The organism is Agarivorans sp. B2Z047, from assembly GCF_023373605.1.
Classification (GTDB): domain Bacteria; phylum Pseudomonadota; class Gammaproteobacteria; order Enterobacterales; family Celerinatantimonadaceae; genus Agarivorans; species Agarivorans albus.
This window is the reverse complement of the sequence record NZ_CP088080.1, coordinates 681272-707592: the sequence shown is the minus strand read 5'-3', so window position 1 is coordinate 707592 and position 26321 is coordinate 681272. Positions and strand designations below refer to the sequence as shown.

General features: G+C 43.0%; 22 protein-coding genes. 5 read left to right on the top strand and 17 right to left on the bottom strand.

Annotated elements, in window-relative coordinates; all coding sequences use genetic code 11:
- Positions 1 to 7 precede the first annotated feature (7 nt).
- A complete protein-coding gene (locus LQZ07_RS03260; RefSeq protein WP_152783302.1) occupies positions 8 to 652 on the bottom strand; it encodes a hypothetical protein in 645 nt (214 codons plus the stop codon).
- Positions 653 to 826: 174 nt separating this feature from the next.
- Between LQZ07_RS03260 and LQZ07_RS03255 the strand changes: the two genes are divergently transcribed.
- The gene (locus tag LQZ07_RS03255) at positions 827 to 1051 is read left to right on the top strand and encodes a GIY-YIG nuclease family protein (RefSeq protein ID WP_152783300.1); all 225 of its coding nucleotides are present in this window, start codon (positions 827 to 829) and stop codon (positions 1049 to 1051) included.
- Between the two features lie 280 nt (positions 1052 to 1331).
- On the opposite strand, the gene LQZ07_RS03250 is transcribed toward LQZ07_RS03255, so the two are convergent.
- Both LQZ07_RS03250 and LQZ07_RS03245 read right to left on the bottom strand, forming a co-directional pair.
- Positions 1332 to 1898 carry a hypothetical protein gene (locus LQZ07_RS03250; protein WP_152783298.1) on the bottom strand — a complete coding sequence of 189 codons (567 nt, stop codon included), beginning with the start codon at positions 1896 to 1898 and terminating at the stop codon, positions 1332 to 1334.
- Complete coding sequence (locus LQZ07_RS03245; RefSeq protein ID WP_152783296.1) at positions 1898 to 2614, bottom strand: AHH domain-containing protein; 717 nt, start codon at positions 2612 to 2614, stop codon at positions 1898 to 1900. The genes LQZ07_RS03250 and LQZ07_RS03245 overlap by 1 nt, the downstream gene beginning before the upstream one ends.
- A gap of 943 nt (positions 2615 to 3557) precedes the next feature.
- Here LQZ07_RS03245 and LQZ07_RS03240 point away from each other — a divergent pair.
- On the top strand, positions 3558 to 7367 hold the full coding sequence (locus LQZ07_RS03240; protein WP_152783294.1) for an SIR2 family protein: 3810 nt from the start codon (positions 3558 to 3560) through the stop codon (positions 7365 to 7367).
- Between the two features lie 779 nt (positions 7368 to 8146).
- On the opposite strand, the gene LQZ07_RS03235 is transcribed toward LQZ07_RS03240, so the two are convergent.
- The 10 genes from LQZ07_RS03235 to LQZ07_RS03190 all read right to left on the bottom strand — a co-directional run bounded on the left by LQZ07_RS03235 (position 8147) and on the right by LQZ07_RS03190 (position 19831).
- Entirely contained in the window at positions 8147 to 8749 is a 603-nt protein-coding gene (locus LQZ07_RS03235) for a HEPN domain-containing protein (RefSeq protein ID WP_152783292.1), read from the bottom strand.
- A 1-nt stretch (position 8750) separates the two neighbouring features.
- Positions 8751 to 9770: a DUF262 domain-containing protein gene (locus LQZ07_RS03230; RefSeq protein ID WP_152783290.1), complete on the bottom strand. Its 1020-nt coding sequence runs from the start codon at positions 9768 to 9770 to the stop codon at positions 8751 to 8753.
- A 313-nt stretch (positions 9771 to 10083) separates the two neighbouring features.
- On the bottom strand, positions 10084 to 11454 hold the full coding sequence (locus LQZ07_RS03225; protein ID WP_227981433.1) for a site-specific integrase: 1371 nt from the start codon (positions 11452 to 11454) through the stop codon (positions 10084 to 10086).
- Positions 11451 to 11981, bottom strand: coding sequence for a hypothetical protein (locus tag LQZ07_RS03220; protein WP_152783288.1), 531 nt, complete (start codon positions 11979 to 11981; stop codon positions 11451 to 11453). Before LQZ07_RS03220 ends, LQZ07_RS03225 begins: the two co-directional genes overlap by 4 nt.
- An 11-nt stretch (positions 11982 to 11992) precedes the next feature.
- A complete protein-coding gene (locus LQZ07_RS03215) occupies positions 11993 to 12955 on the bottom strand; it encodes a hypothetical protein (protein WP_227981432.1) in 963 nt (320 codons plus the stop codon).
- A gap of 65 nt (positions 12956 to 13020) precedes the next feature.
- Positions 13021 to 14412 carry a hypothetical protein gene (locus LQZ07_RS03210; RefSeq protein WP_227981431.1) on the bottom strand — a complete coding sequence of 464 codons (1392 nt, stop codon included), beginning with the start codon at positions 14410 to 14412 and terminating at the stop codon, positions 13021 to 13023.
- On the bottom strand, positions 14406 to 16745 hold the full coding sequence (locus LQZ07_RS03205) for a hypothetical protein (protein ID WP_227981430.1): 2340 nt from the start codon (positions 16743 to 16745) through the stop codon (positions 14406 to 14408). The genes LQZ07_RS03210 and LQZ07_RS03205 overlap by 7 nt, the downstream gene beginning before the upstream one ends.
- A gap of 115 nt (positions 16746 to 16860) precedes the next feature.
- On the bottom strand, positions 16861 to 17811 hold the full coding sequence (locus LQZ07_RS03200; protein ID WP_227981429.1) for a YifB family Mg chelatase-like AAA ATPase: 951 nt from the start codon (positions 17809 to 17811) through the stop codon (positions 16861 to 16863).
- Between the two features lie 81 nt (positions 17812 to 17892).
- Positions 17893 to 18306 (bottom strand): CBS domain-containing protein, encoded by a 414-nt coding sequence (locus LQZ07_RS03195; protein WP_152783284.1) that lies wholly within the window; start codon positions 18304 to 18306, stop codon positions 17893 to 17895.
- Positions 18307 to 18460: 154 nt separating this feature from the next.
- On the bottom strand, positions 18461 to 19831 hold the full coding sequence (locus LQZ07_RS03190) for an aspartate aminotransferase family protein (protein ID WP_152783282.1): 1371 nt from the start codon (positions 19829 to 19831) through the stop codon (positions 18461 to 18463).
- Between the two features lie 223 nt (positions 19832 to 20054).
- Between LQZ07_RS03190 and LQZ07_RS03185 the strand changes: the two genes are divergently transcribed.
- The gene (locus LQZ07_RS03185) at positions 20055 to 20789 is read left to right on the top strand and encodes a sulfite exporter TauE/SafE family protein (RefSeq protein WP_152783280.1); all 735 of its coding nucleotides are present in this window, start codon (positions 20055 to 20057) and stop codon (positions 20787 to 20789) included.
- 40 nt (positions 20790 to 20829) lie between these two features.
- Positions 20830 to 21552 carry a hypothetical protein gene (locus LQZ07_RS03180; RefSeq protein ID WP_152783278.1) on the top strand — a complete coding sequence of 241 codons (723 nt, stop codon included), beginning with the start codon at positions 20830 to 20832 and terminating at the stop codon, positions 21550 to 21552.
- 97 nt (positions 21553 to 21649) lie between these two features.
- Here LQZ07_RS03180 and LQZ07_RS03175 read toward each other — a convergent pair whose 3' ends face one another.
- Genes LQZ07_RS03175 through LQZ07_RS03160 form a run of 4 tightly spaced genes read right to left on the bottom strand, consistent with a single transcriptional unit; the run spans position 21650 to position 24694 of the window.
- Positions 21650 to 22597 carry an ABC transporter permease subunit gene (locus LQZ07_RS03175; RefSeq protein ID WP_152783276.1) on the bottom strand — a complete coding sequence of 316 codons (948 nt, stop codon included), beginning with the start codon at positions 22595 to 22597 and terminating at the stop codon, positions 21650 to 21652.
- Positions 22598 to 22606: 9 nt separating this feature from the next.
- Complete coding sequence (locus LQZ07_RS03170; RefSeq protein WP_152783274.1) at positions 22607 to 23446, bottom strand: taurine ABC transporter ATP-binding protein; 840 nt, start codon at positions 23444 to 23446, stop codon at positions 22607 to 22609.
- A 32-nt stretch (positions 23447 to 23478) separates the two neighbouring features.
- Positions 23479 to 24486 (bottom strand): taurine ABC transporter substrate-binding protein, encoded by a 1008-nt coding sequence (gene tauA, locus LQZ07_RS03165; RefSeq protein WP_194164149.1) that lies wholly within the window; start codon positions 24484 to 24486, stop codon positions 23479 to 23481.
- A complete protein-coding gene (locus LQZ07_RS03160) occupies positions 24431 to 24694 on the bottom strand; it encodes a hypothetical protein (RefSeq protein WP_016402309.1) in 264 nt (87 codons plus the stop codon). Before LQZ07_RS03160 ends, tauA begins: the two co-directional genes overlap by 56 nt.
- On the opposite strand from LQZ07_RS03160, the gene LQZ07_RS03155 reads away from it, so the two are divergent.
- The gene (locus LQZ07_RS03155) at positions 24693 to 26189 is read left to right on the top strand and encodes a PLP-dependent aminotransferase family protein (protein WP_152783272.1); all 1497 of its coding nucleotides are present in this window, start codon (positions 24693 to 24695) and stop codon (positions 26187 to 26189) included. The genes LQZ07_RS03160 and LQZ07_RS03155 overlap by 2 nt on opposite strands.
- Positions 26190 to 26321 lie beyond the last annotated feature (132 nt).

Sequence of the window (26321 nt, the reverse complement as noted above, 5' to 3'; positions counted from 1 at the left end):
ACAAAAGCTATCGAGGTCGCCGTATCTTTATAATTTCTCTGCACCTAAACACCCAATAATATTCTAATGCATACAAACAACTTCCCATAAATGAGCCAAGTAAGATAAGTCCTACCAGAAAAGTACATAAAACACCTACAAACCCAATCTGCTGGGTTAACAACGCTTGCCAAAGCAATAAAAAAGGAAAGATTAGCAACCAAGCAACTATCCAAGAGCCGATTGCTTTCCATCTAAGCTTATTGAATGTCGCTTTAAAGTCAGTGTCACTTTCGTATTTACCTCTAGGTTGAAACAAGTATTTTTTACTTTTCGAGGGCTCGATAAAGCGAGTGTACTTCATGTATGTAAGAAGATGAGCAAATGCTCCCGGTGTATCAATGAACCACTTTAATTCCTTTGACGGCCGTTCATTCATGTACAAGGTTGAAATTAAGGCTCTAATCTTAACTTCATTTTTCTTAAACCCTTCAGCACGCATGTCAACCAAGGATGTAAGCACATCATATTGCTTTTCTTTAATTGCATACTTGGAGTGTAGTACCTCTAGCTTCTTGGATTTATAGTTCCAATAGTGATGAATTATTGCCATTACAGGTGCAAGCCCCATCACGACAGCCACTTTCCAAAACAACCCAATTGACTCTGTCATTAATACCTAAACCCCTTTATATATTTCGCACGCTAGCCTTACTAAGTACAAGTTGAGTATTCCACAACTACAGATGAAAATCATAATAAGCAAAGGCATAGCAGGCATCTAAGTGCTTTTATTCCTTCGAGATTGCTCTATTATTTTGTAGTTAATTAGAGATTGAGGTTAAATTTGTATAACGACGAAAAGCACGGGCCAGGGTTCTTCTATCTGATGCGTTTAGCTGAAAACTGCAATTTATTTAAGCTTGGGTATAGCAAACACCCTATCACTCGCGCAGAGCAGCTAGACAACACCTCTCGCCCAGCGCCCTTTCACATCTACCTCGTTTGGCAGGTTGATAACATGTTGTTTGCAGAGCAAGTAGCGCATGCAAGGCTAAAAGGATACCGCTAAAGTTTTAATCGAGAATACTTTGAGGTGTTTCCAGGCGACTCATTAACCTTCAGTCAGTTTCATCAACAAGATTATGATGCCACGAGTGAAGGGGTCTCAACATTATCGGAGTTAATCGAAAATGACTTTCGCAACCACAATATTCAATTTCACACGAAAAATATTGAAGACATGATTAACTTCCACCACTTATTTAAGGCACATAATAAAGGCTGGTAATCAGACAAAAGAGACTCTGAACAGAAGAAGGCCGGAATAACAACTTTTGTTGCTTTACCGACTAAAATGGCTCTAACAGTTCTTCATCAAACGTGACCCCTGATAACGAATGCTCACCCAGCAGTGCCTTAAATGCACCATTACAATAGAACGCTGAAGCACCTTGAAGCTTTGACTTGAATATCAGTTTATCCTGCACATCGCTTTCATCAAATACCAGAGAATCAATGCCGTCCTCAATCCCTTCAAGATAGCGCGTAAGACAAAGCGATTTCTGTTCTTTGCCAAACGTTAAGCAGTTAAACAGAACATAAGCGTCACCTTCAACACTAATAGGCAAAAACTCACCAAAGCTTTCAAGTTGTGGTTTCAGTACCTTCAATGCTGTTTGATTCAATACCAAAAAACTTCCAGAAATCGAAATGTCATAGCCTTGAGCTTTCGCGTTGCCAAAATACGAACATGCAACGTTTGCATGCCATAGAGAGGACAAAGGCGTGTTATTCATTGACGCTGACATCAATGCCTCAACAAGCTCTTCATTACCGAGTTGCTCAGCTAAGGTGAAGTCATCGAGATCTAATACGTCATAAGATCCTGTCGGCGCTTTCAGTTGATAGGTCGTCATTAAATTCCTTTCCACGATGTATCTTTCGGTGCGAGAACCTGAGCAGGCAATGAACCTGATTTTATCTGATTTTTGATATGACGTAAGCGACGTTCAAAAATATCTTTTTGTAGGCTCGTTTGGCCAAGGTGGCGCGTAATCCACGTCTCATAATTGTAACGATGAATACCGCGATGCGATGGCGTCGATGGTGTGGCCCAATCTTCAGGTTTGTTCTTATGGAAGTTAATCATCCAGACACCATTCGAGGGGTCATTGATACCAATACCATTAAGATGGAGGTTTAATCGCGCCCGCATCATCCTTGAGCGCAAGAATTTCCCTTTGCCACACACAATGTGGTGTGGCTCACGCCGCTTAGTAGGTTTCGGCTCACCCACGGATGCGAGGTGTCTTGCCAAACGGTCAGTGGGATGATGGGCTTCTTCTTTTAAGTCTTTTAACGAGGCGCTAGAACATGCCTCTCGATAAGCCTTTAATGACTCCTGAGCAATAACGAGGCCGGTGATTCGACTTTTTTCAGCCTCGAGGTGTTCATAATCTCGAGTCATTTTTTCAAGTAGCGCTTTTTCCTCTTCACTAGAAGCTGGGACTCCAGCAAGTTTAGCATCATGAAACTTCTTCGCTTTTAACTCAAACTGATAAATCGCAAGTTCAAGCGCATTAGGGTTACTCGGTCTTGTTGGGTGAGGATAGATCCGTTGCTCGGAGGGCATAAAAAATCCATGTTCTTATTATAGAATCAAGTACACTAAATAATGTTGACTAAAACATCAATATAAACCACATAAAGTGCTTAAACTTGCCCTTTCAACCCAAGCTTTCTATTGCTATCAAGCATACTTGAGTTGATAGGTTGTAGTTGGTTACGAAGTACTAAGAAAGGAAAAATAGACAGGTGTCATCATTCTATCTCTACAAGAAAATATCCCACTTTCAGGTGAGATTACTTTACTGTCGTGGGGCTGTTTCCTTCTCTGGATAATGCTTTCCAGAGTTGTTTAATACAGCAAATTTTTTGAGATTTCGCAGTATTTCTGGCAAAGCCTCGTAAGCCTCGCCGCTATTGGCTTTACAGACTTTTTCCAGAATTTAAACGACAGAGTAGTATGTACCCGCAATCCAATTATGGCTTCATTTGCGCCTCATTCCATGCAATATCGAGGGATTAGTAGTGGTATTCAGCGTGCCCTTCGAGCATGGCCGGATATTGATTTTTTGGATGACAGAGAGAGTGACATCTTTAAGGTTATCATTCGTCGTACCTTAGCTTTATAGGGGGAGTATGGCTCTCTTGTTTGGTTATTATCTTTCTAATGAACAAATGTAGTTAGTGAGCAGATAAGAGAGGTAAACTAGTTTTCCCCTACATTTGTAATCCGAACACTCAAGAAATCAGATAAATACTCTAACACATTTTTGCCCCTTTCCATGCCAGTGATGCTCAATCTCATGAATCACTTACAGGTGGTTTGACCTACTTTTTCTTATCTGTGTATTGTCTAGATAACTGGGGTCTTACCATAGCGAGTTTTTGAGCATAGTGACGAAGTCGGCTCCCAAGCACAGAGTTTTGAAATATGTGATTGATAGTTAAGTGAAGCGTTGCAACTGGTTGTAGTATTGATTGCTAAGTCTTATCAACGCAAAAGGATAGTTATGCGCTTTAATTTTGATAGTCCTGACATCCCTGACGTGCTTCTGGAAAGAAGAGATAAGGGTAGAGTTGTTTTCCTGTGTGGTGCGGGTATTTCATTTTCGTCAGGACTTCCTGGCTTTGCTGACTTGACTCAACATGTGATTGAATTCTATCAGCCAGCAGAGGGCTCAGAGCTGCACAAAGCCTTCCAGCCATGGGTTGATAAGAATGCAAAAGAAGATGCTCCCAAGGTTCCGCTAGACCAGATTTTCCATATGCTGTATCAAGAATATGGTCGTGAAGAGGTCAACGAGTTAGTCGCCAAGAGGCTGAATGAATTTAAGCCTGTCGGTGATGCTGGGTATGAACACGGATTGATTCGACAGCTATCAACTAGCTCAGATGGAAAACCACAAATCGTCACTACCAACTTCGATTTATTACTTGAGTTAGGAGATGGAAAAGGTCTTCCTCGTCATGAGCCACCTGCATTTCCTGACATAAAACTTGGGGCATCACTTGAGGGAATTACTTACTTGCATGGACGATTAAACAATACAGGTGAGGGGCGTCACCCATACATATTAAGTAGTGCTGATTTTGGCAGGGCTTACCTATCTGAAGGTTGGGCTACCAACTTTATTTTAAGGCTATTAGAGAGCTACACAGTGGTTCTGGTTGGCTATCAAGCAGAAGACCCACAGGTCAAATATCTACTCCAAGGATTAAATCATGATGGTCAGTATGACCGTACAAAGATATACGCTTTCGACAAGGGCGAGCCAGAAGACATTGAAGTTAAGTGGCGTGACAGAGGTGTCACTGCAATAGCCTACTCAGACCACCCTGTCTTATGGTCAACTCTTGAGGCTTGGGCTGAGCGTGCTAGAGACCATAGAGCTTGGCGGAGCAAAGTGTTAGAGATGGCTCAAAAGAACCCTTCAGAGCTAGAACCTCATGAGCGTGGTATGGTTGCACATCTTGTAAGAAGCAACGCAGGTGCAAGGGCATTTGCAAATACAGAGCCGCCACCACATGCAGAATGGCTGTGCGTTTTTGATGCGGGAGTTAGAGCAGGAAATACCGCTACGGACTATTTTAACAACTCTCAATTTGACCCACTAGATGCTTATGGCTTGGATTCAGACCCTGAGCGAATTGACAATAAGCAAGGATTAGAAGGTGACGATGATGACGATAGTCCAGTTATCATGTATGAAGATTTGCTGACTGGCTCATGGGGAGATGGCCACTCTATTGCTCTAGACAGCCGTTTGGGTAGTAAGCAGATTGGATTGCCATCAAGGCTGGCTAGCTTGTCGCGTTGGATTCGAAGAATTCACGATAGTCCGGTGGTCGCATGGTGGGCGGTGAAGAAGTTTGGTTTACACCCGACTCTAGAGACTGAGTTAAAGGGGCTCGTACAAAGAAAAGATATTCACCCTAATTGCTTTAAAGCTTGGGCTCTCATCTTTGACGGAGTAAAGCAACATGCTGTGCCTTATTATTACCGTCCGTATTATACGCTACTGGGCTTACTTAAAACGCAAGGTTGGACTGAAGAAGTCCTTGTGTTTGTGAGTACTGAAATGGCTCCCTATCTTCGTTATTCGCCCGCCACGGGGATTAATGGGGCTATTCCTCCTAGGTCTGAGTGGGACAATGTTGAGTTACATCACCTTGGAAACTGGGATGTTAAAAGCCCCTTCAGAGACTTAACAAAAATTGACCACCCTAAAGAAAAAAATCTACTCAAACTTGCGAGAATTTTAGAGGGGCATTTGAGGTTATCGGACAGGCATCACGAAAGGATAGGCAGTGTAATGTTCTACCCACCATCATGTTATCCAGACGTTGTTTCCGAAGAAGATTATCAGGAATTTAACTTGTTTCGACTGGTGTTCGATGACTTGGCTCAATTGTTTCCAGATGACGCTCGCATAATGGCTAGTGGATGGCGTTTTGATGACGGCCTTCAGTTTATTAAGCTAAAGCTTTATGCATTGAAATTTAAGTTGCTGTTCGCTGCAAGTGAGGTGACGGAGGCTATTTGCACGATAGATAGAACTTTGTTTTGGAGTGACAAAAGCAGACAGGAACTACTCTTCTTAATTAAGGGAAGGTGGGTCGACCTATCGACTCTTGAGAAGGAGCGTGTAATAGGAAAATTTCTGGAAGGACCAGAGAGGTACGAGTATTGGTCGGAATCCGAATATCCAGAGTACAAGGCGGATTCTGTAGCTGAGTATTTTAAATGGATAGACATTCGACGAGAGGCGATTCCAGCCAGTCTTATGGACACTTACGACGCTTTAGCTCCCGCTCTTAACCAAGTTAGTGAGGAGCGCATTAAGAGGCTGGCTGAGCCAAGAAGGGTACGAGTCAACAGTATTACACATGATGAATCAACGGCCCCAATAAGTGTTCTTCCTGCTCATAAGATAATTGCAGCTATCGATGCAATTGAACCAAGAGAGTTTGGGAGCTTCGTTAACAAGACTCCATTTGCTGGGCTAATCAAGCAGGAGCCAAGGAGAGCATTGGCGGCACTCTTGTATCTAGCAAAAAAAGGAGAGTATCCGGTTGTCCATTGGAAAAAGATTTTACAGGACTGGCCTGAGATTGATGACCCAAAAACCAATCAAGCACTACTTCGTCGACTTGGCTTACTGCCTAAAGATACATTAATGGAAATTAGTCATCCCTTGAGCTTTTGGTTCGATAAGTTTTTTGTCACGATGCTGAAAGACAACGAAGAGGCACTATGGCTTGCATTTGATGAATTCATCAATGCCATTTGGCAATCTGAAGAAGATGTAGCTAAGAGCTCTATAGCCGACACCACCATAGAAGGTAGAAGCTTAAACCTATCTCGCAGAACGTATGGGCACGCTATCAATAGCCCCGCTGGAAAGATAACTGAATGTCTCTTTAATCAATTACGAACCATGAATTTAGAGAAGGGAGATGGAGTGCCTGACTTTATTAAAAGCAGGTTTGACAAGCTAATCTCTCTAGGTGGTGAAGGTCAGGACTGTGCGGTTGTCATTTTCGCTAAATTTACTGAACGGATGCTTTGGTTAGATACAGACTGGACAGTTGCAAACGTAATTCCTTGGTTTAACTTGAAGCATGAAAACTCTGAGCCAGCATGGAATGGATTTATTTCAAATAGCAAGGTGCCGTACCTGCCACTACTTATACATATTCAAGAGCACCTGAAGCACTTATTCCCTGTCCTTTATAAGTGGTCATGGAGTGAGGGAGAAAGGAAGGTGGCAGCTCAAATAATCGTAGAGCTGGGAATGCCGCATGAAGACACTCCAGCCTCTTTGGTTGCTCAGGATTTCAAGAATAGCATTCGAAGCATGAAGAACACCCAGAGAAGTGACGCTATTCACTACCTAGGTGTTGCCGGAAGGAGAGATGGTGGAAAATGGAAAGAGCGGGTTATTCCATTTATCAATAACGTCTGGCCTAGAGAAAAGAAACTGCGCACAAAGGCTGAAATTCAAGCATGGATTAGTCTTTTAACTCACTCAAAGGAAGCACTGCCAGAGCTCCTTGAGTGCGCCAAATGGTGCTTAGCCCCAGTGCAACTTGAGCCATATTGGACGCAACAGTTAACTTACGAGTATGAAGAAAGAAAGCCCATCGCGTCAGTGTACCCAGATGAGATTCTAGAGCTGTGTTATCTGGTAACGCCAGATAGCACTACTGGTTTACCAGTCAATCTAGAGGAGGTGCTTGACCTAATAGAGCAAGCCAAGCCTGAGCTAGTTAAAGACCGACGCTTCCAGCACTTATTAGATTTAATAGAGAGTGCCTAGGGGGCCTTTCTATGGGCATTGATTTATATTTTGAGTGAGTTTGACCTGCATGATGGCAATCAATCCCGCTTGAGTAGTACTAAATGAACGCTACCTGGAGTCAATGGAAGAGAGTTAAGTCCCCTAGTAGGAGTGATCTGGTTAGATAGTTTGCCTGCAGCGAATGTTATCTGAGTTTACGGATGTCATACGATGTTCGAATCAAGTAAGCTATTGCCATACCGCCAACTGAGGGTGGGCAATAGCAACTGACACTTAACTAGTGGGAGCTGGGTGCCTGTGGTAATAGTTTTAATACTAGGGATCAATAACTGCGTATTTAGTTGATTGCGAAGCGTTTGTAGTGGATAAGATATTCTGACCAGTTTTTTTGAGTTTCGATACTAAAGATAATCCGTAATTTACTAATTTAGCTAAAGCTATAACTGTAGTGGCATAGTGAATTTGGCCACCTAATTAGAGGTGATATTTTTTACTTACGGCCATAAAATGTCCGACACTTTCAACCTCAAACTAGGCTCTAAATATAAAAAAAACACAAGATAAAAATTTTTAATCAACAGGTTAAAGACACAGAGGACAACCCGGAAAAATAACGACCACATAATGACCATGCATCTAAACGAAATGACAAAAGTTACATGAGCATTTCCTAAAACACATTAAAGCCACCCGAAGGCGGCTTTCTGTCCATTAAAATCTTTATATTACAGGTGCATAATCAGAAATCACGACAGACATAACCACTTTTCAACCACATATGGTTTTGATCGGTCATTCTAGTCAATTCGTAAACGATTCAGGCTGCAGCTAATTTCGCTATCTAAGACTTCCATGTATTGCTTTAGCACTTCGACATTTTCGATTATGTCTCTAGCCCCAACATCACTTGCATCATCATTATAATGAACTATGTTATTTCTTTTGGTTACTATTGCTTCAACCTGATCTCTTACGTCAGAGAAGTCATCAATCGCTTCAAGACGAATACCTAAACGAGCAAAAAACGGTATGGTCTTATGAGGATTTGCAGACAAGTTTTTATCAATATCATCACTACTAATCCCTAAACTAAAAAATTCACAAATTCCATCGTTGCTATGTTTATACTTTTCTCTTTGTACGGACCACCTGAAAAGGTTTTTGGGGTATGGCGAAGCAACTAAAGCCTCATCAACTTTATCTATGTAGTGCTTTGTTAAGTTTTTAAGATAAGACTCAAGGTACGCACACATCAAAACCATATAAGACTTAACAAACAGATTCATGTGTTCGCCAAAAAGGTCGTCGTCTGCTTGAAATCGTAGTTCAGACTGTTCAACCAGCTCGACTAGGCTATCCATTAGCTCTTGCGAAGTTACATACTGCTGAGTGTGTGGCATATCAAATACTATCCATCAACAGTGACCAAACCTTTTCTCTTGCTAGAATTTTGCTCTTCAAAAGAGTGCCACCACTCATAGTTCTTTTGATTGCTGGAGTATTGCAATACTCATTGAACTTCTCGACGATACCTTCTTTATTCTCACGCAAGAAATCTCTATCCCTAGTAGAGAAGTCTTTCATCAATAAGTCATAGTGAACTAAGCTCTGTTTAGGTCTGCTCTTAGTCATGTCTTTGAATACTTCTTCACCGAAAACATCATGACATTTTTCTAAAGCTGACAAGAACATTGTTTTATATTCTTTCACCTTATCATCAGTCAACTTTCGATTAGCTTTCATGTAATCATCTAAGAATTCCTTTAAGTTATCGTCATACTTATCAGACCAATACTTAAATGCAAAGAAACGTAAAACTTGCTCTTGAGGTTCTTGAGAGTGTTTTTCTTTAGTTCCCTGCTTCCCTTTACCGAAATCGCATATTCTTGGGTCTTTAGCCAGCTCGTTTAGCAAACTATTCAATTGACCGGCGTATAGCGCATGACGAATCTCCTGATGAGACAAGACTACTGAGCCCTCGTTCAATCGGGCAAAAATGTCTTGAACTAAGCTTCGGGGATTATCATTGCGTAAAACTATGCAGCGAATAGTGTAGTTCTCTAGGTCATCTTTAAATTGAGCTATTTCACTAAATCTCTTGCCATTCAGCTCAGTAAAGACCGTCAGACCTTCGAGCGCAAACTCATCGTTGAAAAAACGCTGAATCGTGGTTATTCGCTGAACACCATCAATAACAAGATGGTTTTTATTCTCATCTTCTGAAAAGTAACATGCCGGTAATGGAATTCTCATCAAGCAAGATTCTATGAAGCGAGAAGCTCTTACGTCACCATCTTTGTCCCATTTATACACTCGCTGAAAATCGGGATCCAAGATCAACTTCTTTTTATCAACTCGCATGATAAGTGTTTCAAAGGGATAGTCTATTGGATAAAGATTTAGCGTTTGTACTGAAGACATAAGTAGCCCGAAATAGTGAATTTTTTATATTGTGCCTTAAAATAGCATTACCGTAAATGCTATCGATTTACCGTGACCTATCAACTTATTTTCCCGCATCGTCAGACGGTTATCTATTTCTTCAACTTTAACCTTCAATCATTTCACGTCTGCCCTCAACACAACTCCTACTCCACTTGAAGTGGTTCATCAAAATTGACCTATGAGATAAAGTTTTGCCATACATTTTCTCATGCAAATGGGTTTGATGTTGTTTCGATTCGTAACGCAAAATTGTCCAAAAACGAGTTACATATCCGCTTGGTGATGGCTTTTACTTTGACGAAGATACATTGCTTTTATCTATATCAGTTTGAAAAGCTCCCAATAATTTCTTCATTTCTCCGAGCGCTGCGGTAGGCGTTAACTCCTTCCTTGCTATCTGTTCTTCTAACAACTTAATCTGACGCTTTGCCAAGTCAACACTCGACTTTAGAGATACTGCATTATAAACCTCTGTGTAGCCGTGAATATCTGCAAATGCGAGGTCAATATAAGTATCTAAAGAACTAAGGTTTGTATGGCCTGTCCACTGTTGCAGCTGCATTTTAAACGTTTGTGTGTGAAGTAGATGCTTTCGGAAGTCGTCCTTATCATTAACTTCTTTAGTGGCAAGAATAAGCTCTTTAAGCTTATCTGTTATGAATGCATGTCTCCACAAGTGCGGGTGCAATTCACCCTCAATACCAAGCTCTTTTTTCCATGAGTTCATGTACGTTGTCCATGAATCGGCGGATAGGCGTAGACCTGTTTTTAAGCTGATAAACAGGTAATCATGTTGGACTTTTTTCTTCCTCACGACTTTCTTGCGAACTTTGATATAATCCGCAATCACTGATAATAAAAGGTGTGGCACTGGTATCTCTCGAGTTGTGTTCTCGTCTTTACGTTTCAAAGTGGCAAGAGTGAGCATACCCGAGCGTCTAGCCTCCTCGTAATCAGTCATTTTAATCAAATGAAGCTCGGACACTCGCCCACCCAACTGCTCCATTGCAGTATATAACGCCATGTCCCTTCTGCGTTTATCTTTGTTTTCCTGAGTTTTTATATGCTCCCACACACATAAAGCATCATCAGAAGAAACAGGGTGGCGTTTCTTGATCTCATCTTTAGTTGGTACAGCAAGATGCGTAATTTTAATGCCTTCAATGAACCCTTTATAGCCTTCTAGTTTGCGCTTGTAATGCTTTTCAAGTATCTGAATTGAATTACCTTTATCCTTGCCAACAAAAGCACTCAAGTCATGAAACTCTTGGATAAATTGCAAAAAATCCAGGCAGGTATGTGCAATCTTTATAACGGAGTTATTCTTACGCTTTAGTTCGCCATATGCTGTTCTCTCTGCCTGTAGTGATTGAACGAAAAGAGTGAATGTTGCATCAGTAAGTTGACTAAACCGGCTCAATAGTGGCTGCTTTTCAATAAAGTGAACCAAGTGAATGATATCGTGGGCATATCCCCGAATAGTGTTACTTTTTAAGTTTCTCACCATCAAACTATGGATGTAGGCATTGGCTTCATAGCAAGGAGTATGATTACTGTAGGTTACAAAAGGAATATCCAGTGGCTTACGAAAGGCAAGCTTGCCATCAAACCCAAGATGACTCCATTGCTCAAAGCCTTTAAGCTTACGAACAGCCATCATACCTCTCCATTCAAAGTAAAATTCATCTGCGCTTCAATCTTCCGATTGTGCTCTCGATAAAGCTCCTGTCGCTCTTCTACTGTTCCTTCATGATTCGCAAGTTGCTTTAGCCTAGAGCGCAGCTCTGAGACCATAACGGTTAGTAAGGAATTGCTGCGCTGTGCTGCATCCAGCTCTGATTCAAGCTCAGCGACTTTGCGCTTTAAACCCACTGTAGTTTGCTTGTTGCCTTTGGAAGCTTTCTCATCGAGATGTCCAGCCTCTATTGCCCGTTTTGCATTAATACGAAGCTCATCTAACGATAAGAAGCCTCTTTCCAGAAGTGCTTCCGAGATACTTTTTACCGTGTTTAATGAGCAAGATGTGATATTACGCTCTTGATTCTGATATCTAGCGATACCAGATTGAGACTTGAGCGCTTTTAGTAGTTCTTCATCATTTTTAAACTCAACAGGGGTTGTGATGATTTCCCTTAACAGCTTTTCTGTTTCAAGTATCTTAGTTTGGTTTTTCTCTAAAACTTTCATCGTCCCAATCCTCAATCAAGGTCTTTTATTTTTAAAATTAAATTAAAGGATTGAGTTGTATTTCCATCAGCACCTTCGAAGGTAAAGAACTCTGGTTCAAGCGTGATTCGACCTTCTTTTAAAAGTTGAATAACCTCTGTTTCAATGCGCTGCTCTTTTTGAAGTTGGCTTATATGAGGAACGGTTAGGTAAGATTCATCATCGTAATCTTCTGCTGCTTCACTCACTGATTCTATAGTGATTGGTGTTGAGCTATCACCTGTCAGACGTTCTGCAATGATTTTACGGACATCTTCTATCCCTTCGAGCTTCGCAAGTTCAGAAGTGGAATCTACCACACCACGAACAATTACACTGGCTTTAGCCCCATTAAGTACCGCACCTGTCTCTGATTCAGAGATATAGTGATATAGATGTTCCATGTCTGAATGTCCGAGCATCCAGCGCAGAGCATCCATGCCATCAAACCCCTTAGACCAAAAGAATGCCATCGCAAAAAAGCGTCTTAATTGGTGCTGACGAACATAATTACGACGATACTCACCGTTGCCGTACTCTACCAAGTTCGTTTCTAAGTAATCACACACAGCATCAAGGTGCGCATTATAAGTTGTGGGTCTAACCTGACTTAACTGAGTAAGGTTTGAATTAAGGTTGTTAAACAGAGATAAATTTCCTTTGCATAAGTTCAACTCACTCGCCTTGATGTTAAATTGCTCCAGTTGCCAAATGAACCTTGCGATAGATGAGGGAATTGGTCTTTCTATTGTGGCGTTTACCCCTTTTGAGCCAGTTTTTTTTACCTTAAATATCAGGTTGTACTCTGCTTTTGTACCTTCTTCTGAAAAGGGACTTACATTAGGCGATAGGTTGCCATGTGGCTTCAACTTAATTAATTCATCTTGCCTGCGAGCCATAATTGCACCCACCAAGACCTGCATTGCGCCTTGCAGTACAGAGAACAAATCAAACAAGCTCTCATTGGCTCGAATCCTTTCATGTCGCTTTTCAGTGCCTTCAGCAAAGCCTTGAACCTGCTTTATTCCTTTATTCCTTTATTCAGGTATTCACTACTCAGACAACTGATTGCCTCCGTTTGAAACCAGTACCCTCGTTCTGTAATAGACATATCTCGATGCAATACTTCATTCCAAGCTAGGGAGGGGTCTCTTGGGCGGAGTGTATTGGATTGTACTGAAGTAGATTTGCTCCTTGCTTTAGTTAGCAGAGTTAACGTTTCGTCTAGTAAAGTAGTAGAACCTTCCTCTGTAGGTAGATGCTCTTTGGCAAACTCATAGCACTGACGAATAAAGTTAAACACAAAGGTAGGCGGCAAGGTGCGGGTACGTCCCCTTCTTTTTAAGCTAACTAACTGGCTAATGTAACCGGAACTGACACGCTCGGACAAGACTGAAGGACTTGCCGCATCTTCACGCTCAAGATTGGTTTGAATCAATCGAATCGTTTCAGTGTATAGGGTAATTGTTTCTTGAACCGTGCCTGTTGAGACGTCTTTATTCTCAACCGAACGATACTCTGAGCTTAGCTTTGGCGCTTTGAGATGAAACTCTACGTAGTTGGGGAGGTTAATATCATGATAAAGCATCTTACCTTTAAATAACAACTCACCCAGCATAGTACTGCTGCCAGTGTATTTAATGTTATTTCCAGCGTGATAATAGCCTTGTTCAAAGAGCCAAGCGCACGCCTTTTCTCTCTCTGCTAAGAATAAGAGACTTTCATCTTGTGCTATGTCTTGCGTAATGTAGGGAAACTTCTCTTTAAGCGTTTGTGCGCTTGAATCAGAAACACCCTGAGAAGCTTTATCAAGCAATGCCTGAGTGCGCTTGTCAATCTCATACACACCTTGAAAATTTCCGTACTCGGCGAATTTCGTCAAGATGTTCAACCAGAAGTCATCATTCACATTCAGAAGGTGATATTTTGCTAGCTTCAATTCTTTCGAGTGCAGCAAAATAGCATTGATGAGAGCGATAACTTTGATAACTTTTTGATAAGCTGTTTTTGGGCCAATAATCTTCCCACCGTTTTCAAGTGGGTTATCTGCCGCTGTGATCCAGTATTTGAAACTGTTTAATAACTTTTGATGCTTTGTATCCGTTAGTTTCTTACCATCATCCAAGTAAACCGTATCCCAATGTATCGTCTTTGGGGTTTTGCCAAGTGTTAGTACCCATTTGTTTGAAGGAAAACTGGATTCTAACCATTCGGGCTGTCTGTCATCGTAACCGTAGATGCCTGTATGGAAATTCGCAATGACATCTAAAGCTCGATAGTCATCATTTGCTACTGAGAAATTGATAATTTCTTCAAGAGTCTCGGCGCTTAGACCGTTCAAATTCGAATGGTCTAGCACGATGCTTTCAATGAGGTTAGCAGTGGAGGAGTTGTTGATAGCAACACTTAACATAGCAGCGCTCCCTTGATCGAGTCAGTATCTAGTTTGTTATTGCTTGCTATATCAAGCATTCCCATCAAATAATCATCAGCACTATGCTTGCCAGAACTCAGCGTATCTAAAACAAACACTGCTGATTGATACCAGTGAGCCACAATATCTAAAAAAGATTCCCCATCATCACTACTCTCAACAACAATGCGTATCGCCATTAATAACTGCAAAAGAGATGTCGAGATAGTGTATGTCAACTGGTCAAATTCTAATGATTCAGAACTTTCACTGTCAGTAGTCGCTTGCTGAGTAAAACCATGATCGAAATGCTCTGGAATGTTGCTTATGCCGTGGTTATCCAAGAACTCTTCAATGTCTTGAGCACTCATGTTCACAGCATCAAGTCGATACACCGAGTCTTTCATGGCTTCAAGTAAAATGGCGTTCTGGAACTGACGTATCCAACGTGCATTAAAGTAGTCCATGAGTGGTTTAGGAAGATAAGATGTCAGTAGGTTTGCATCTTTCTTTTCATGTCCAAGCGCCTCGGCAACGGCATCCATTGAACGTGTTTCCAAGTAAATTTGAAAGCCTCTGTGTCGTCTGATTGAGCGTAATGTATGAATGTCAGAAATGGCTTTGGCATCTTTCAAGGTGATATCGCTGCTCATATCAAAGAGTGCTTGATCTTGAAGCCAATAATAAAAACCAGTTGCAGAGTGAAGAGTGGTATTGAGGCAACTTGGACATGCTGCACCAGTACTGGTTGCAGTCAAAATCATCTTTCGCCAATTTACATCCCCTTTCTGCTTTAGGTGTGCACGGCTCATACGAGTATGCTGTATCAAGAACTCTACTATAGATTTTGAAAGTTCATTGAGCACTACTTCTTGCTGCGAATTGGTCGCTCCTTTGCGGGGTTTGCAACTGACCGCAATGTGCTGATTACCAACTTGCTTATAGCCCACCATATCGCCATTTACATCAAATAAGTCCCATTTTGCTAACCAACTGGGCGTTATCAGCGGATGCTCCATCACAAGAAGCGTCAAAAGAACATTCAGCGTTAATGAGGTTGGTAAATTTAACTCTGTGTTGAGTTGGCTAGCATTACTACGAAACCCCAAAAATGCTCGGTATCCTGCTTTTGCAACGATGCCGTGCGCATAAAAGCTTGCTACTGTATTGTCTAGCTTATCTGCACCGACAAAGTTTATATATTGTGTATAACCTAGCGTGCCGCTCAATGGCTTAACTAAGCCTGTGCTCTGAAAAGCTTTATTTCTATCCTCTCGCTCTAAAAGCTCCTCAAATTTCAAGAGACACACATGCTTGATATGTGCCATGTCTCTTTCTACACGTTGCTGAATAATTGAAACGGCTTCTTCATCTTTAATTTTGAGTGGGATGTTAGCAAACCATCTAACGTTTTCTGACTGCGTAGTATTGCCGCCAATTGAAAAGGTGGGCGCTGCATCTTTTGGGTCTTTCCAGACTGGAACGATGAATAGTTTGTGAGGCTCAGCAAAAACACCCGTGTTAATAAAGCACTCGGTATAATGGTTAATGATTTGCCCCCATCGATAATGAAAACTCTTTGGGCTGTTCTGGGCGCCTTGAGAGCGCGCAAATAACACTTTAAACACCTTGTGGAAGAATAGCTGCACATGATTACGACTTAGAAGGGTCTCTATTGTTAGCCCATTCTTTTCGTTATAAACAGTCGAGATACCCACAAACAATTTTTCGAGCTCTTTTAATGCAAGAGCCAGAGATGTTGATCTTAGTGTAAAAGCATAGTTTTTTAGAGCAAGGTGAACCTTGTTTGTAAACGCTTCGCCAAAATTCACATAAAGCGCATCAAGGTGAACCTCATATTCCTTGCTTTCTTTTGATACTACTTGCCAACCCTCGAGGTAGTCAGCTTTTGATTTATCTATATTGATCTTTCGAAACTGAGCTAGACAACTCGAAGTGTCTTCGGTGATTTTTACATTAGACAACTGTACCTCATCAAGGGTTAAATGCTTATCTTGCGCAATGTAGCGGAAAATGATTTTGAAGCAGTTGCCATAGGCATATCTTTGGTTGATCGTGATATCATCACTGCTATAAACAAAGCCAATGAGTGACTGGAGGTGTGCATTAAGTGAGCTTGAATCATTCAGTACCTCCAATTCACTGTAATTGCCTTGTCCAACCAAGTAGCAGTAAGCCGCATAAAGATTCAATGCTGACTGTATTCTATTGGGGGGAACTGAGGATTCAGCAGCAAGTGTTAGGTAGTTAGAGCATTCGACTGACAGTGCAGTTTTTATTAAAGAAAGCTTATGTAGTGTTTTTACATTCACAACCAAACCCCATAGATTGACAACTCACAACCACCTTAGTTGTCATATTGATTACTGTCAACGTGAATTAAAGGCAAGAGCTATAAGTTTAACCCTTAACATTCAACGGGTTAGATTAGCTTTGACAACCCACCATCATTGGGATTAGCTGCAGTTCGTCCAAAAAAAGAACACCATGATGGGCTAAGGTTATTTCGCCGGGCTTAGGGTTTGAACCACCGCCCACCAGCGCGACCATTGAGGCACTATGATGCGGGCTACGAAAAGGCGGAATGTACCATTGCTCTAGCTCTCGTTGCTGAGCGCTTACCGAGTTAATTGCCGCCACCTCTATGGCTTGTTGCTCGGTTAAGCTGGGTAATATGCCCGGTAAACGACTCGCCAACATAGTTTTTCCGGTACCTGGAGGGCCCATCATTAACAGATTATGCGCGCCGGCGGCAGCTAGTTCTAAAGCACGTTTTGCTAGATGTTGACCGTGCACTTCGCTCATATCTAAGAGGCTTTCGTTAAACTGCGGCTCAATAACTTGAGAGTCCTTCAAGTTGAAAGCGCTTTGGCCATTAAGACCAGCACTTAACTGCTGCAAGCTGGCGCTGCCATGTACTTTTGCCTCTGGCACTCTTACCGCTGCGTCGGCATCTTGCTCGCTAGTCACCAAGGTTAAACCCTGCTGGCTTATTGATAAGGCGGTGGCAATTGCTCCGCTTACTGGGCGAATTGCTCCCGATAAAGCCAGCTCACCGCAAAACGCCATGTCATTTAAACATGCTAGTGGAACATCACCAGCGGCGGCCAAAATACCAATAGCAATTGGCAGATCAAAACGACCTCCACTTTTGGGAACATCTGCAGGCGCTAGATTTACGGTAATGCGTTTTGCAGGAAAGGAAAAGCCACTATTGAGAATGGCGCTACGAACTCTATCTTTAGCTTCTTTAACCGAGGTTTCTGGTAGACCTACAATAGAAAAGGCAGGCAAACCATTGGCTAAATGCACTTCTACAGTCACATTTAAGGCTTCCATGCCCACTAAGGTACACGTTTTAACTATCGCTAAACCCATTTGCTCTCCAGCGCTTAATAACAACTTACATACTAGTAGGCTTTTGCCAAAGTTGTTATTAAGTGACTGAAAATAGGTTTATTACTGTACGCTAAAGCACTGCTGCTGCTGCTGATGAAGCGCCGCTAATACCGCTTTGCGCTCGATTAAGCCAATCAGTTTGCCGTTTTCCAATACTGGGTAACTTTTTGGTTTGTTATCCGTCATGGTTTTTGCCAAGTCGAGTACATTCTCATTTGGGCCAACACTAAGTACTTCACTGCGCATAATGTCTTTAACCAAAGCACTTTGATCACAGTAGTATCCGGCTTGCAGCATTTGAGTTACGCAGTCTAGCTCCGATAACCAACCAATTAATGCGCCTTTAGCGTCAACCACTGGGGCACCAAGCTGGTGTGAATTAGTCAGCAATTCGCTGGCCTCGTTAATGCTTTGCTCTTCGGTAAAACTCAAGAATTGAGCACGCATGTAGTGTCTAACATTAAGCTGTTGCATAAGACCTCCTTCAAGGGCCTTTAAGGTTACAGCTCAAATGTAATACAAGCCAAGACAGATAAGAAATGGCTTATAACTATTAGATTGATAGGTAGGGATTTTGGCGCAAAAAAAGCAGCGAATAACGCTGCTTTCAAACCCACTATATTTGCGCTTAACTGGCTTCGAGCTTGGCCAATACTTCATCGATGGTAGTAACAATAAAGTCTGCTTCTTGTTTGCTCAAAGTTAGCACCGGACACAAGCACAAGGTATTGTTTAAGCTAGCAAATGAGCGGTTAGTTCTACCAATAATTAGGCCCTTAGCCATACACATTCCCGCTACCTTAACCGCGACACTTTCATCCACTGGCGTTTTGGCGTCTTGGTCACTAACCAGCTCTATACCTAACAACAAACCTTTGCCTCGTACATCACCAATGATAGGGTGCTTGGCTTGCAAACCTATTAGCCCTTCTAGCAAATAATCGCCCATCATCTTGCTGTTATGCACCAGTTCTTCTTGCTCCAGAATGCGTAAGTTCTCTAATGCCGCAGCTGGCCCAGCAGTACAGCCGGCAAAGGTGCTAATGTCTCTAAAATAGGCTTCACGGTCACTGCTATCAGCCATAAATTCATTAAATACTTCTTCGGTTGTTACAGTGCAAGAAATGGCGGCGTAACTAGAGGCAACACCTTTGGCTAGCGTGACAATGTCGGGCTTAATGCCATAGTGTTGGTAACCAAACCATTCGCCGGTTCTGCCTAGGCCACAAACCACTTCGTCGATGTGCAGCAGTACGTTATATTTCTTACAAATCTCCATGATGGTAGGCCAGTAACCTTCGGGTGGTGTAATCACCCCGCCGCCTGCGGTAATGGGCTCTAAGATCACCGCTCCTACTGTATCTGGCCCTTCTTGCAGAATGGCCTTCTCTAACTCTTTAGCAGCTCTCACTCCATAATCACTAACATCGCCAAATTGGCTACGATATTCACAACAATGTGGAAACTCTACAAAGCCAGGCGCAAAGGGGCCATATTGCTTACGGCGCTCCTCTTGGCCCGTTGCACTTAAAGCAGCGATGGTAGAACCATGATAGTCCCGCTCGCGATACAAAATTTTGTGTTTCTTTCCGCCATATTTTAGATGAGCGATTTGGCGAACAATTTTAAAGGCTTTTTCATTTGCTTCAGAACCAGAGCTTGCATAATAAACGCGGCTCATACCGGGCATTTTGGCGAGTAGCTTTTCGGCAAATTCAGCTGCTGGAACGGTACCCGCAGAACTGGCAAAAAAGTTAAGCTCTGTAAGTTGTTTGCTCACCGCCTCTGCGATTGAGCTGCGCCCGTAACCAACGTTAACACACCATACTCCGCCCGATGAGGCATCTAAGTAACTGTTACCCTTGGCGTCCCACACTCGTGAGCCTTCGCCTTTTACCATAACCATTGGGTCTTGGCTTTTTAACACACTGTGTTGGTTAAGATGATGCCAAACATGCTTACGATCTTGCTCAATTACCGCCGTATTTTCTATCGACATGCCTCTACTCCCTTAAGCTAATTCAATATTGCAAAGCATGCTTACGACATTAACTCAGGGTAAAACGGGTGCTTAGGACCAGCAATTCAAATCCATGGAGCCAGATAAACTAGAGGACAAAGTTCGTTGTAAAGTGGCGCTATATATACTGCTAATTGGCCCTATAGCCTTAATATAACAGCCTGCCATATTAGCCATTTACTCGGGTTTAAGAGATAACTAAATGCTTGATAACATGGCCGTAATGGTACCCATAGTGATGTTGGCGGCCTTGGTAAGAGGCTTTAGTGGTTTTGGTTTTGCTGCCATTGCGGTGATTGGTATGAACCTGTTTTTTACGCCACAGCAAAGTGTGCCGGTTATCTTAAGCTTGGATTTACTGTGTAGCGTAAACCTATGGAAACAAGCCCGCCAACAAGCCAACTACCCAATACTCAAAAAGTTAATTGCGGGCTCCTTAATAGGTATTCCCTTAGGTCTAGGACTACTCATTTTGTTGCCAGCAGAATTGCTCAAGCTGGCGATATGTTTGTTTATATTGCTGTTTTCTTTATTCCTCGCCTGCAATATGCGCCTACCTCACATGGATAAACCTTCAGCCCCTGGGCTATTTGGCTTTCTCTCAGGAGCTGGCACAGCCAGTGCTTCGGTAGGTGGCCCAATGGTAGTCGCTTACATGCTTTCTAGCCCACTCAACCCGCAGCAACAACGTGCCACCATGATCTTATTTTTTATCGTGAGTGAACTGCTATCGGTGGGCGGATTGCTAGCAACTGGAATTTTTAGCTGGCAGTCTTTAAGCCATATAGCCATTCTACTTATTCCCACCATGTTAGCGGTGCGCTTAGGCCAATACTTGTTTAATCGTTGGCCGCCACGTTCATTTAAGCACATCGCCTTACCCGTGATGATTATAGGTGCCTTGTTAGGTATGAGTGCTTCCTTGGGAAAAATATAATAAGCTATTTGTAGTTGTCATTGCCGTCCAAACCTTATAAATGAAAATAGAAATTCATTGCCTAGAATGTTTTCAAAACAATGTACAGATTGGCAAACCCTATAGAAACATTTCCCTGTCAGAAATTCGGGATGACGGTGTTTACCATAACAAGTGTCCTCAAGGGCATGAGACCACTACTATTTTAGACTCACTGAAGTTCGAAGTCCTGTTTGACATTGGCATGAATGCTATCTGTGACGGCTATAATCGCGAAGCAATAAGCTCTTTTTCAGCTTCTCTTGAAAGGTTCTACGAAACCTATATCCGCTACAGAATGAATGTAGATAAACCAGGCAGCCCCATTAGTTCAATATGGAAAGCTGTAAGCAATCAATCAGAACGTCAGCTTGGAGCATTTATATTTATATATGCAACTCAACATGGAGTCCCACCAGCTTTGTTACCAAGCGATTCAAAAACAACATTCAGTGCGAACTTTAGAAACAATGTGATTCACAAAGGATATATTCCAAGTAAGCAAGAGGCACTAATATATGCAGAAGGGATTTACTCATTATTGCAGAGATACATTCAAGAAATCGAAGCATCTGATATAGACCAATTCATTGAATTCTACCGTTCACAACTTCCCTCAAGACGAAAATCGACACCTGCACAAAATAATTTTATTACCTCAACGAAGGCTTTTTCCATGACGCTACTACGCAATGAAACTCGAATGCCTGACTTCGACTACATAAAAGCCCAGTTCTACTTATAACCACAAGCCTTTCACCGAGACATAGCTTCATAACTAGTCAATAAAAAAGCCCGACATTAGCCGGGCAAACAACATGCAAAGGTAGAACTTGTTGCGCTTAGTTACATCCTTTCCAAGGTACCAATTTGCTTTCTAAGAACCGCATAAACAAATCAAAGCAATAAGCGATTATGCCTATCACCACAATGCCGGCAATAACCACATCGGTAACCAAAAACTCAGAAGCGTTTAGCACCATAAATCCTATGCCTCGCTCTGCGGCCACCATTTCTGCGGCTACCAGGGTTGTCCAGCCAAAGCCAATAGCAATGCGCATACCTGTTAATACGTCAGGCAACGCGCCTTTGGTTATCACTTGAGAGACCACCTGCCAGCGACTTGCTCCCATTGAATAAGCTACTTGAATTTGCTCAATCCGCACCGAGCTCACTCCAGCACGGGCACTCAATACAATTGGCGCCAGCATGGCTAGGAAGATTAAGGTAACTTTGCTCTCTTCATCAATACCTAGCCAAATAATCACTAATGGCAGGTAGGCTAGAGGAGGCAGCGGGCGATAGAATTCGATTATAGGGTCAAATATGCCACGCATCACTCTGCTACAGCCAATAGCGATACCAAGCGGGATACCAATGGCACAAGCCAAAACAAACGCACCAAAAATGCGGCCTAAACTTGCACCAAGGTGTTCAAACAAAGTTGCGCCAGCAAAGCCATCAATAAAAATGTCCCAAAGGCGAGCTAACACATCAAAAGGCGATGGTAAGAACATCGGTTTAATCATGCCAGCTTCGGTTACTAGTGCCCATAAACCCAAGAAAAATACGGTAGAGCACAGTGCAATTAGTTTGCTATCACCAGCACCAGGCGTACCAAAATATTCACCACATTGAACGGCTTTTTGCGCGGTAAATTGTTTGGTGGTACTAACCACTTTTTTAGCAAAAGGAGTCAGCTCTTTTTTATGTGCTGCTGCGCCACCAGCCTCCTCATCGGGGCTGATGGGCGGAGTTAGAGATGAGGCACTCATGGTATTGGTCGTCATAATTTGTCCTTAGGCTGCCGCCGCTTCGTCGCCATGAATAATTGCTAACACTTGCTCGCGCATGGCAATAAAGGCTTCACTCGATTTCACTTTTCTAGCGTCTCGGCAGTCTAAAAACTGCTGGTTAAAATCAATCTTAAATTCATGTGTTATCCGCCCTGGTCGCGGCGACATCACAATGAGGCGAGTAGCTAACAACAAGGCTTCATCCACACTGTGGGTAATAAAAAACATCATTTTGTTGGTTTCGCGCCATACATCCAGCAAGAGTTCTTGCAGAGATTCACGAGTAAGCGCATCCAAGGCACCTAAGGGTTCATCAAGCAACAGCATTTCAGGGTTGTTCGTAAGCGCTCGGGCAATACCAACCCGCTGCTGCATACCACCAGATAATTGGTACACCTTGTGTTGGTGAAAATCTTCAAGGCCCACCAGCTTTAAGTAACTGGCCGCGCGCTCTCGGCGCTCTTGTTTGTCTACACCTTGCAGCTTTAAGCCAAACTCGGTGTTTTCGATTACGTTTAACCACGGCAGTAGCGCATGTTTTTGGAACACCACGCCGCGGTCGGCACCAGGGCCAACAATTTCATCGCCAATATCTAAACCACAAGCCACTCTGGGATAACCTTCAATAGGGCTAGAGCCTAAAGTGAGATACCCTTTGGTGGGCGCGATAAACCCGGCAATCAAGTTTAATAATGTGGTTTTTCCGCATCCTGAGGCACCTAAGGCAACCACAAAATCGCCCTGTTCAATGCTCAAGTTCACCTCAGATAAGGCGGTGACTGGGTCACCACCTTGAGCTGCAGGATAGACTACCGATACGTCATGAATTTCGAGAGTATTCATTGTTAAGTCTCCTGGTTTAGGCTGTTAGCCAGTTACATTTCTGCGGCAGCCGCTGCATAAGCAGGGTTAACAAACTTGCTGTAATCTGGCATTAAGTCGTTGATCTTCTTCTGCTCTTTCAAGAACTCTGAAGTGGATTTAAGTGATTGGCTGGCTCCGCCTTCTGCGCCACAACCCAACCAGCTGCAAGATAGTTGCGTAGTTACATCGGGGAACTCATAAAGGTCGAGCACTTCAGCTACCGTGTTTACGTCACCGCCACTCACTTTAGCAATAGACTGGGCAATTGGGTTGCTAGCATCAAAGCTCGCTTTGTTGCTGCGGTAGTCTTCGTCTAAATCAATCACTACTTTAAGCATTTTGCTCACAAAATCAGGGTTAGCAGCAGCAAACTCTTTATTCGCAACTAAGCCATCAAAAGTAGGTTTACCCCAAGCGCTTAGGGTGGCCGAAGTGATCAGCACCTTGCCACTTTGCTTGATTTTTCCCAGTGCAGGATCCCAAATAAACGCGCCGTCGATGTCTCCACGTTGCCATGCTGCGGCTATAGAATTAGGCTGCATGTTAATTAAGCGAACGTCTTTCTCGGTTAAGCCAAATTGCTCAAGTGCAAATAAGGCATGGAAGTGCGTAGTGGATACAAACGGCACCGCAATGCGCTTTCCTTTTAAGTCGGCTGGAGAGTTGATGCCCGAGCCATCACGCACTACCAGTGCTTCTGCATCGGCAATGTTTTCTAGAATCCATACCAATTCGATGTCTACGCCGCGGCTTACTGCACTGGCAATTGGGCTAGAGCCCGCCGAGGCTAAATCTAAAGCGCCAGAGGCCATTGCGGTCATCGCTTTAGCGCCAGAATCAAAGCGACGCCATTTAATGGTGTAGCCCGTCTCTTTTTCTACCAATTTCTCGTTAATGGCGTGCTTCCATGGATTGAACATTCCTTGGTATCCAATGGTGACCTCTTTTGCGGTAACCGCCGTGCTAATCATTAGTCCCGCCAAAGCTGCTATCGCAGTTTTCATCTTCAATTGTTTCATCGTTAACTCCTTGTTGAACCCGACACTTAGCGTGTTGTTTTAAGTTACTGCGTGCGAAAAACGAGCTATAGGGCCAATTTTTTTGAATTGCTGGTCCAGCGCAAAGCAACAAATAAAAAGCCATGTTGGCTAATAAATTGCTATTTCCAAACATGGGGAATGGAAGATATGCAAAATCTTCACCTACTTTTTGTAAGGATATGGGCATGAATGACTGCATGATGAATATTGAGTTACAAGCAGGTAGAGGCTTACAACAACAGATTAGAGAAAAGTTAGTAGAGCTGATTCAGCACGACTACTTTGGCACAAGGGCCCTGCCCTCCAGCCGCAAAATGGCGCAACTGCTAAAAGTGTCGCGTAACACAGTGGTATTGGTTTACGAAAGCATGGTGGACGATGGTTACTTAATTGCCAGAGAACGCAGCGGTTTTTTTGTAAACCCTGAATTAGACCAAGAACCAACTCTCAAATTGGTGCAAACTCGCCCTCATCTGGACCAAAACCAGCCAAATTGGACCCATCGCTTACGCAGCGCCCCGGCATCATTTAGCACCTTAAACAAAGATAAAGATTGGATAAATTATGCTTATCCCTTCATTTATGGCCAAATTGAGCCCAGTCACTTCCCCATTTATCAATGGCGAGAATGTTCTCGCATCGCCCAAAACCGCAATAGTGTGCATCATTGGATTGAAGATTATGTTGATGTAGATGACCCAGAATTGGTCACGCAAATTCGCCAGCAGATTTTGTCTAAACGCGGCATTACAGCCAGTAACGACGAAGTGCTAATTACCATGGGTACCCAAAATTCTTTGTACCTACTGGCTTCTTTGCTCGCGGGACAGGGAGTAAAAGTAGGGGTAGAAAACCCCGGCTATGCTGACTTAAGGCACATATTCACCCAATGTGGTTCTAAACCAGAGCCATTAGAGCTTGACCAACAGGGCCTAATACTTCGCCAGCAACTTAGCGACTGTGACTATGTGTGCGTAACACCCAGCCACCAATACCCAACAACCGTAACCATGCCTATTGAGCGACGGAAACAACTACTCGAACAAGCCGCTACGGACGACTTTGTATTGATAGAAGACGACTATGAAAGCGAAGTAAATTTTCATGAGCAGCCATTGCCAGCACTAAAAAGCATTGACCAACACGGCCGGGTTATTTACATCGGCAGCCTGTCCAAATCGCTATCACCAGGTTTACGCATTGGTTATTTGGTAGCAAACAAGCAGCTAATTGCCGAACTACGCGCACTGCGCCGACTTATTTACCGCCACCCTCCAGCCAACAACCAACGCACCGCAGCGCTGTTTATTGCCCAAGGTTATTACGATAGCCATGTTCGTAGAATGCGCCATGTGTACGAACAAAAATGGCTGCTCATGCAACAGGGTTTACAGCGCCACCTCCATCAATGCGTAATTAACGCAACGCCAGGTAGCTTTTGTTTTTGGATAGAACTGCCTAAACATGTATGCAGTAGTGAACTGGTGACGCAAGCGGCTAAACAAGGAATATTGGTAGAATCGGGGGATACTTTGTTTGCCGAACAACAAGCACCTAAGAACTACATCCGCTTGGGGTTCTCGGCGATTGCAGAAGAAAAGATAAATGCCGGACTCGCCCTGTTAGGTAACTTAGTTAGCCAACTCTCACAGCATAGTCCTAGCGAAGCCTTACACGCCTAAACCAATAATACAGATCAACAAACCTCTCTAGCGCAGATATTCTTCAACGCTAGAGAGGTTTGTACGTTTAGCTAAAACCCCAAGTTTAATCTGGTCCCTTCGGTTCATATTTCTGGCACTACTCGCCCACGA

Bases quoted from the DNA above. Each gene is read 5' to 3' on its own strand.
- LQZ07_RS03260 (WP_152783302.1), bottom strand. From the start codon at position 652: ATGACAGAGTCAATTGGGTTGTTTTGGAAAGTGGCTGTCGTGATGGGG.
- LQZ07_RS03250 (WP_152783298.1), bottom strand. From the start codon at position 1,898: ATGACGACCTATCAACTGAAAGCGCCGACAGGATCTTATGACGTATTA.
- LQZ07_RS03245 (WP_152783296.1), bottom strand. From the start codon at position 2,614: ATGCCCTCCGAGCAACGGATCTATCCTCACCCAACAAGACCGAGTAAC.
- LQZ07_RS03240 (WP_152783294.1), top strand. From the start codon at position 3,558: ATGCGCTTTAATTTTGATAGTCCTGACATCCCTGACGTGCTTCTGGAA.
- LQZ07_RS03235 (WP_152783292.1), bottom strand. From the start codon at position 8,749: ATGCCACACACTCAGCAGTATGTAACTTCGCAAGAGCTAATGGATAGC.
- LQZ07_RS03230 (WP_152783290.1), bottom strand. From the start codon at position 9,770: ATGTCTTCAGTACAAACGCTAAATCTTTATCCAATAGACTATCCCTTT.
- LQZ07_RS03225 (WP_227981433.1), bottom strand. From the start codon at position 11,454: ATGATGGCTGTTCGTAAGCTTAAAGGCTTTGAGCAATGGAGTCATCTT.
- LQZ07_RS03220 (WP_152783288.1), bottom strand. From the start codon at position 11,981: ATGAAAGTTTTAGAGAAAAACCAAACTAAGATACTTGAAACAGAAAAG.
- LQZ07_RS03210 (WP_227981431.1), bottom strand. From the start codon at position 14,412: ATGTTAAGTGTTGCTATCAACAACTCCTCCACTGCTAACCTCATTGAA.
- LQZ07_RS03200 (WP_227981429.1), bottom strand. From the start codon at position 17,811: ATGGGTTTAGCGATAGTTAAAACGTGTACCTTAGTGGGCATGGAAGCC.
- LQZ07_RS03195 (WP_152783284.1), bottom strand. From the start codon at position 18,306: ATGCAACAGCTTAATGTTAGACACTACATGCGTGCTCAATTCTTGAGT.
- LQZ07_RS03190 (WP_152783282.1), bottom strand. From the start codon at position 19,831: ATGTCGATAGAAAATACGGCGGTAATTGAGCAAGATCGTAAGCATGTT.
- LQZ07_RS03185 (WP_152783280.1), top strand. From the start codon at position 20,055: ATGCTTGATAACATGGCCGTAATGGTACCCATAGTGATGTTGGCGGCC.
- LQZ07_RS03180 (WP_152783278.1), top strand. From the start codon at position 20,830: ATGAAAATAGAAATTCATTGCCTAGAATGTTTTCAAAACAATGTACAG.
- LQZ07_RS03175 (WP_152783276.1), bottom strand. From the start codon at position 22,597: ATGACGACCAATACCATGAGTGCCTCATCTCTAACTCCGCCCATCAGC.
- LQZ07_RS03170 (WP_152783274.1), bottom strand. From the start codon at position 23,446: ATGAATACTCTCGAAATTCATGACGTATCGGTAGTCTATCCTGCAGCT.
- tauA (WP_194164149.1), bottom strand. From the start codon at position 24,486: ATGAAACAATTGAAGATGAAAACTGCGATAGCAGCTTTGGCGGGACTA.
- LQZ07_RS03155 (WP_152783272.1), top strand. From the start codon at position 24,693: ATGAATGACTGCATGATGAATATTGAGTTACAAGCAGGTAGAGGCTTA.
- LQZ07_RS03160 (WP_016402309.1), bottom strand. From the start codon at position 24,694: ATGCCCATATCCTTACAAAAAGTAGGTGAAGATTTTGCATATCTTCCA.